The organism is Tumidithrix elongata BACA0141 (assembly GCF_036349135.1).
Taxonomy (GTDB): Bacteria; Cyanobacteriota; Cyanobacteriia; order Pseudanabaenales; family Pseudanabaenaceae; genus Tumidithrix; species Tumidithrix elongata.
Window position 1 is genome coordinate 1 of record NZ_JAZBJZ010000185.1, and the last position, 6,493, is coordinate 6,493.

The 6,493-nt window shown below is 43.0% G+C and carries 8 protein-coding genes and 1 pseudogene; 5 read left to right on the forward strand and 4 right to left on the reverse strand.

The window, feature by feature from the left end; translation table 11 throughout:
• Positions 1-115 precede the first annotated feature (115 nt).
• Positions 116-751, reverse strand: a pseudogene (locus V2H45_RS24530) (AAA family ATPase); the annotation flags it as partial.
• 131 nt (positions 752-882) lie between these two features.
• On the reverse strand, positions 883-1,827 hold the full coding sequence (locus V2H45_RS24535) for a hypothetical protein (protein WP_330486325.1): 945 nt from the start codon (positions 1,825-1,827) through the stop codon (positions 883-885).
• A 260-nt stretch (positions 1,828-2,087) separates the two neighbouring features.
• Here V2H45_RS24535 and V2H45_RS24540 point away from each other — a divergent pair, with 260 nt between their 5' ends.
• The 4 genes from V2H45_RS24540 to V2H45_RS24550 all read left to right on the forward strand — a co-directional run bounded on the left by V2H45_RS24540 (position 2,088) and on the right by V2H45_RS24550 (position 3,857).
• Positions 2,088-2,783 carry a M23 family metallopeptidase gene (locus V2H45_RS24540; protein WP_330486326.1) on the forward strand — a complete coding sequence of 232 codons (696 nt, stop codon included), beginning with the start codon at positions 2,088-2,090 and terminating at the stop codon, positions 2,781-2,783.
• A gap of 254 nt (positions 2,784-3,037) precedes the next feature.
• On the forward strand, positions 3,038-3,322 hold the full coding sequence (locus V2H45_RS24545) for a helix-turn-helix domain-containing protein (protein ID WP_330486327.1): 285 nt from the start codon (positions 3,038-3,040) through the stop codon (positions 3,320-3,322).
• A gap of 59 nt (positions 3,323-3,381) precedes the next feature.
• On the forward strand, positions 3,382-3,723 hold the full coding sequence (locus tag V2H45_RS25775; protein ID WP_408648912.1) for a transposase: 342 nt from the start codon (positions 3,382-3,384) through the stop codon (positions 3,721-3,723).
• Entirely contained in the window at positions 3,720-3,857 is a 138-nt protein-coding gene (locus V2H45_RS24550) for a hypothetical protein (protein WP_330486328.1), read from the forward strand. The genes V2H45_RS25775 and V2H45_RS24550 overlap by 4 nt, the downstream gene beginning before the upstream one ends.
• 24 nt (positions 3,858-3,881) lie before the next feature.
• Here the strand turns inward: V2H45_RS24550 and V2H45_RS24555 are convergent, their stop codons facing one another.
• Together V2H45_RS24555 and V2H45_RS24560 are read right to left on the reverse strand one after the other, a co-directional pair.
• The gene (locus V2H45_RS24555; protein ID WP_330486329.1) at positions 3,882-4,214 is read right to left on the reverse strand and encodes a DUF5615 family PIN-like protein; all 333 of its coding nucleotides are present in this window, start codon (positions 4,212-4,214) and stop codon (positions 3,882-3,884) included.
• Positions 4,211-4,435, reverse strand: a complete 225-nt coding sequence (locus tag V2H45_RS24560) for a DUF433 domain-containing protein (RefSeq protein WP_330486330.1) — start codon at positions 4,433-4,435, stop codon at positions 4,211-4,213. Before V2H45_RS24560 ends, V2H45_RS24555 begins: the two co-directional genes overlap by 4 nt.
• 273 nt (positions 4,436-4,708) lie before the next feature.
• Between V2H45_RS24560 and V2H45_RS24565 the strand changes: the two genes are divergently transcribed.
• On the forward strand, positions 4,709-6,463 hold the full coding sequence (locus V2H45_RS24565; protein ID WP_330486331.1) for a two-partner secretion domain-containing protein: 1,755 nt from the start codon (positions 4,709-4,711) through the stop codon (positions 6,461-6,463).
• The last annotated feature ends 30 nt before the right edge of the window (positions 6,464-6,493 follow it).

Here is a 6,493-nt window from a genome sequence, read left to right on the forward strand (position 1 = left end):
TGTGGCTTTGAACCCCCTCGAAGCATTATTTCCTCTAAGTTGAGCAATTACCTTTTTTTGTATATTAACAACCTATAACTTTGGGGGCTTTTTTTCTACCCTAAACTTCTCAAACACGCTCTAATACTGCGATCGCTTCTAGATCGACGCAGGATGCGATCGTGTCAATGGGATGCTGCTCGATTTGGGCAGAGAGCAGATCGACTTCATCTTCGGGTTGGATATAGCCCAAACTAAACTGGAGTGCAAAGCGATCCATCTGCGCTTCGGGTAATGGATAGGTACCGCGAGATTCCACAGGATTTTGTGTCGCTAACACGAAAAATAGATCTTGGAGTTTTTTGAGCTGACCATCTACGCTGACTTGCGCCTCTGCCATCGCCTCTAAAAGTGCCGACTGGGTGCGCGGCGAAGCCCGATTGATCTCATCTGCCAAAACGATATTGGCGAAAATGGGGCCTTCATGCCAGTGAAACGTGCGATCGTTCTGATCGAAAATCGTAATCCCTAGAATGTCGGATGGTAAAAGGTCTGGAGTGAATTGAATGCGCTTAAACGAGGCATCCACAGAAAAGGCTAAGGCTTTAGCTAGGGTGGTTTTTCCCGTACCGGGATAGTCTTCGAGTAAGACATGTCCTCCACTGGCAAAAGCCGCTAGCAATTTGCGAATTGCCACGGCTTGCCCTTTCATGACTTTTTGAATATTGTCATGAATCTTTTGATAAATCTCTCTGCCAGCCATACCATTCATAGGGTTTGCAAGATTTAGATTGCGAGAGTAATCGTAGGACTTTAGCCTAAGACTTTACCATTGAAGGGACTTTTCATCCAGTTATACTCCAGCAATTCCAAATCCAGAAGATACTGTTATTAGTATCACCATCAATTGCATTCCATAAACTTCCCAGAGTCCAATCGATCTTTTTGCTCAACATTGGTAACTTTTCTTGAATGGAATTTAATAATGATACAACTCCCTTTAACAGTACGCCAAGATAGCCTATAGTCTAAGTCTATTTTATCTGCCGGCTTCCCGATAATAGCTTCAACAGACTGAATAGATAATTTATTTGTTTTTTCCATTTCTTTGCGAACCTCAATTCTCGCTTTTTGAGAAATTGGGTTTTCCTCACTCCTATTACTACGACCAATACTCATTGAATACCCCGACTCAGAAAAGCTGATATTTAATATATTCTTTGGATTCACAAGATTCCATGTCATGCTAGTAGTTGTTGAGCTCCTTTTTAAAGGAGGATTTCCCATGATGGCAAGGACTTGTTTCAGATCTTGTCCGAGTTGAATCTTATTGAGTTTTATCTCGCCATCAGGTGTTCTACCATTAGGATCTAAGGGAACCTTAGCAATCTCGCTAGCAATTTGATGATACATCCCCAAATTTGTCTGCTGTGTTAGCGCAGTATTAGTCTGCCCAGACTTCCTGTAAGTGCCTTCGCATGGAATATCAGATATCACACTCTTTAGCTTTAAGTGCAAAACCCCATCTTTGACTGAGATCTCACCACTCGATCCGGGTGCTGAGAAAATCATTGTGTTATTAACTAATCTCGCATTAACTTTATAGTCGTCAGAATTTGCAAAGTCTTCAAATAAATCAACAGGAAAACTTGTTCCTCCTGTACTAGGTTTAATAGTTAATGAATCTTCAATCTTTGATTCGGGTATTGATGGACATAAATATACGCCTTGCCAATGTCCAATGAATTCTTCTCCATTACTATTACTCAAAGTTTGGGAAGAGAAAGAAAAAACGATTGAAAAAGCAACAACCAAATTCATTGCTATTGAACCTACTTGAAATTTCATAGTTTCCCTCTCTTAACCAATCTTGAAATTACATAAAAAATTCTATCTTGTAACGTTGGATATTGGCATACAACTGACAACCAAGTTTTAGTAATTTGGCACACTATTACTGAAGTCGCTCAATCTGATAAGTCAATTACTCCCGCTAGTCCATTTTTTGTGTCACTCATGACTTTTTGTCCTGACGCGATCGCGTATTTCATGATTGACTTAATAGATTAATCCGCAGTAAATCAACTCACAACAGCCAGCTTAGGCTCATGTTTAATTTTGCGCGCATTGAAAACATGTGCGACTTCTGTCATTTCATCAAAAAGATCGTCTTAGTTGTTACATTCTTACAAGTCTCATCAGCACCAGCTTTTGCTCAAATTTGCACGAGCGGGTACTTTAACGAGAAATTAGAGGAAGAGTCTCCCGTTCAGCGCGTCGGAACTGCTCAAAACACTCGCAATATTGAAATACATTGGTCTCAGCCTGCCGATTTCACCGAGACCGATCCTTTTGTAGGTAATAACTATCAACTAGCCATACATGAGGGGATTGACTTCATTCATAGCAACCAGTCAATTCCTCAAGTTTCAGTGCGATCGGTGGCGGACGGCAAAGTTGTTTATATCCGTCGGGGCTGCCCTCAATCTAATCTGTTTGAACCAAATACCGAGGAGCGAGAGTGTGGAGCCGGTTGGGGTAACCATGTTGTCATCTTGCATCCTAATGGGCTATTCACGCGATACGCTCACCTTGCCCCTGATACGATTCAGATTACGGTTAGCCAACAAATTCATCGCGGGGAAGAGCTAGCAAAAATGGGGAACTCTGGCCGAAGCGATATGAGACATCTTCATTTTGAAATGGGTGTTGCTATTGAGTTCAAGTCCTGTGCCCCATCTCAATCTTTTGAATACATTTACAATCCGATAACTCCTTTGGGATGGGGCGATCTATTACACTAATTACCAACGACCTCAAGCCGATCGCTAAAATAGAGCTGATAGAGATTGCAACGGGGAATCACATCATTTGGTTAAAGATAATACATCCGCAGGGACTACAATGCCCCAAGGGACACGCATTATCGGAAGGGCAAGCTCCGCACGACAGAAACCGCACACCGATCGTGAAATACAAATGCTGAGAATGTGGCAAAGTATTCCATATTTTTACAGGGACAGACCTCTCAGGCAGTCACTACAGTTGCAGTATGATCGTGCTGATACTACGAGGATTCTTGCAAGGACAGACCACACAACATATATCAGAAGAGTTAGGGCTCGACTACGGCACAGTCTTGGCATGGCGACATCGGATTCAAAGACGAGGATTTGCGCACTTGATCGGCACAGTTATCCTAGATGAAGCAGTAGAGATGGACGAGATGTTTCAGAATGCAGGGGAAAAAGGGCAAAACACAACCCAGTTACCGACCTACCCCGACAACGAGGCAATCAACGTAAAGGGAAAGGCACGATGGCTAACGACCGTCCACCGATAGTTGGCACAGTGGGTCGAGATAATGGACAAATTCGTCTCAAAGTTACCCAGTAAGCAACGATAGAGCCCCAAGTAGTTGCCACTACATCACCCACTGCCACTGTCTACACGGATGAATCGAATGCCTATGACCGTGTTCCTGATTCAGGTCGTGGACGAGTCACTCTCAGGGAGAATACGCTCCTAGATGAGGATGGGAATAGTTTTTGCGAGGTGCATTGCAATACGATGGAGGGCATTTGGGTAGGTTTGCGGAATTTTCTGCATCCATTTCAGGGCATCCACAAAAAGTATTTACATCTTTATGTTGGGATATTTGAGTGGTCATACAATCTGAGTTGGATTGATTTTGACTTCCTTCGTCGTCTTCTTATGCCTCACTCCACCTATTTACCTAGATGAGTGAAGTTGAAAATAATCAAATTGTCGGGATTGAGGGGTTGGGAGCCATTACTTTGCCAAAAGGCATAGGGAATATAGACCTCAGGCATCCTTTCTTTTGGTCGTCTTTTATCTTGGTGGGAAATTGGTTGTAATCAAAGGGCTAAAGAGGACAAGTATTAGTATAGTGCGAGCAACCCAAGAGATTCTATATTTGTCAGCTCTTGAATATCAGGATAATGCGTTTTTAAGATATTCTCAATTTCATTTGTCGAACAATTCCCACGTCGAATCCAAACTAATTTTGGTGGAAAGCCTAGCAAAATTTGTAGCTCATTATAATCGCTATCTCTTGTAACAATTATGAAGTCATTAGCTTTTGCATATTCCCAGATTTGTCGATCTTCAACTCGATCTAATTCCAACTGAAAAACATGGTTGGAATCAGGAAATAGCTCTGCGAGGCTTACAACCAATCGTGGAGAGAGATTATGATCGAAAAGTAGCTTCATGCTCGAACGAATAGAGTTTGGAGTTCGCGGTCAGCAGCATAACTAAGACAGGCAAAGATGTCTTCTTGAGTGAGATAGGGAAAATCTTCAAGAACTTCTTGATATGTCATCCCAGAGGCAAGATACGACAAGACATCATAAACTGTGATTCGCATTCCTCGAATGCAAGGTTTGCCGCTGCGTTTTCCTGATTCAATGGTGATGAGATCGCGGTAATTCATATTTGCTCAGATCGATTTCTTTAGTTGAGTACTATCGATCGTACCAAATTTATTGGTTTACAATGCCTGAAATGCGATCGCTTACGATTCGATCTTGATTGGGTGCGATCGCTAGATATCAAAAGCCATACTGATGTCAAGCTTTGCCCAAACTTCTGAAATAATTAAGAATAATGTCCGTTTTGCTAAAAACATTCATCTAATTTCACTTGACGTTGTAGCATTTGTTTATGGGTAGTTATTTCTGAATTGTTCCCCTTTAGGTGAGTTGAAATGAAGAATAGATATTGCTTGCTCTTGTCAGCGATCGCTTTCCTAGGGGTAGCAAAGTCAGCTCAAGCCCAGATCGCACCCGATGGTAGCACGGCTACTCAAGTAAACGGGAATGTTATAGCACCCACAGGCTCGGGCACAGTCAATGGTGGCAATCTCTATCACAGCTTTAACGAGTTTAACGTTCCTCAATCAGGCGTGGTTTTCGGCAATGGGAATTTAGACGGTACGCAGGTTCACAACATCATCAACCGTGTCACGGGTGGCAATCCCTCGGCGGTTTTAGGCACAATTGAAAGTCGCCAAGCCTTCCCTAATGCCAATCTCTATCTGATGAATCCCAATGGGATTGTATTTGGACAAAATGCGCGTTTGGATATCGGTGGTTCTTTTCATGCGACAACAGGTACGGGCTTAGGTTTTGATGGTGGACAGGCATTTAATGTTGACAAGAATTCACTCGTCTTTCCTAGTGGCGATCCCAAGAATATTCGCTTTGCTATTTCTCAGCCTGCGGGAATTATCAATCAAGGGAATTTATCGGTAGATACTGGGAAAAGTATTACTTTTACAGGCGGAAGCATCATCAATACGGGAACGTTAACGGCTCCAAGTGGGAATGTGGCCTTAATTTCTGTAGCGGGAAATTCTGTTGTGGAGTTGCGATCGCCTGATGCGGTCTTAGGCTTACAAGTAACTGCCAATGCGATTCCGTCTAACTGGAGTGGCAAGATTACAGATTTACCCAAACTAGCTGAGTTGCTTACGGGTAAAGTTCCTGAAGCGAATCAAGTAGTGGTCAAAGCCGATGGCTCTCTTGCCCTAGTGGCAAGTCCTGAACCAACCGATCTTGCGGTCACAAATGGCATGACGATTGTCTCAGGACAGATTAATGTTTCTCCCCTCCTTGACAAAGGGGGGCAGGGGGGGGTAGTTGGCATCTTTGGCGAAAAAGTGGGTTTAGTAAATGCGCGGATTGATGCATCTGGGTTGAATGGCGGTGGCACAGTTCTGATTGGGGGCGATTTTCAAGGAAAGGGAACAGTTCCAAATGCTCTGAGAACTTTTGTTGATAGCAATTCCAGAATTGATGTCAGTGCGATTTTAAATGGAAATGGTGGGAAAACGATAGTCTGGTCTGACCAGAGTACGAGATTCCTTGGCTCAATTGCGGCGAATGGAGGAACTCAGTCGGGGAGTGGTGGTTTTGTGGAGGTTTCGGGCAAACAGAATCTCGATTATCGGGGAACTGTAAATACTTTGGCTACCAATGGCAACATTGGAACTCTGCTACTCGATCCAACTGATATCACTGTAATCGCTATAGGCGGATCGTTTACGGTTTTGACGGATGTGGATCAATTCGCTGACCCAAATATAGGGGCAAATACGTTGGCGGTTAATCTCATTAATTCTGCGGCAACAAATGTAATATTGCAGGCAACCAATGACATCAATTTCAATACCCCAGTAGCAATTACTGCGGCTGGAGTGGGGTTGACGGCTCAGGCAGGTAGAGATATCAATGCCAATAGTAATATTGCGACAAACGCAGGGGCAATTAATTTCACGGCAGGTCGAGATATTGTTGGTATTGGGGCTATCAACACAATTCCCATAACTGGCAGTGCTGCAGATATCAATCTCACAGTGGGTCGAGATATCAGAGTTAATAGTATTGATGCAGGCTCAGTTGATAGTAGTGGAGGAAATGTTTTCCTTCAAGCCGTAAATAATAGACTTGTTTGGAAATAATAGATAATAACAAAACAGTTAGAAGGCGAG

What these genes read in the sequence shown, in the direction of transcription:
- V2H45_RS24535 (WP_330486325.1), bottom strand. Translation starts at nt 1,827, where the DNA reads ATGAAATTTCAAGTAGGTTCAATAGCAATGAATTTGGTTGTTGCTTTT.
- V2H45_RS24540 (WP_330486326.1), top strand. Translation starts at nt 2,088, where the DNA reads ATGTTTAATTTTGCGCGCATTGAAAACATGTGCGACTTCTGTCATTTC.
- V2H45_RS24550 (WP_330486328.1), top strand. Translation starts at nt 3,720, where the DNA reads ATGAGTGAAGTTGAAAATAATCAAATTGTCGGGATTGAGGGGTTGGGA.
- V2H45_RS24555 (WP_330486329.1), bottom strand. Translation starts at nt 4,214, where the DNA reads ATGAAGCTACTTTTCGATCATAATCTCTCTCCACGATTGGTTGTAAGC.
- V2H45_RS24560 (WP_330486330.1), bottom strand. Translation starts at nt 4,435, where the DNA reads ATGAATTACCGCGATCTCATCACCATTGAATCAGGAAAACGCAGCGGC.
- V2H45_RS24565 (WP_330486331.1), top strand. Translation starts at nt 4,709, where the DNA reads ATGAAGAATAGATATTGCTTGCTCTTGTCAGCGATCGCTTTCCTAGGG.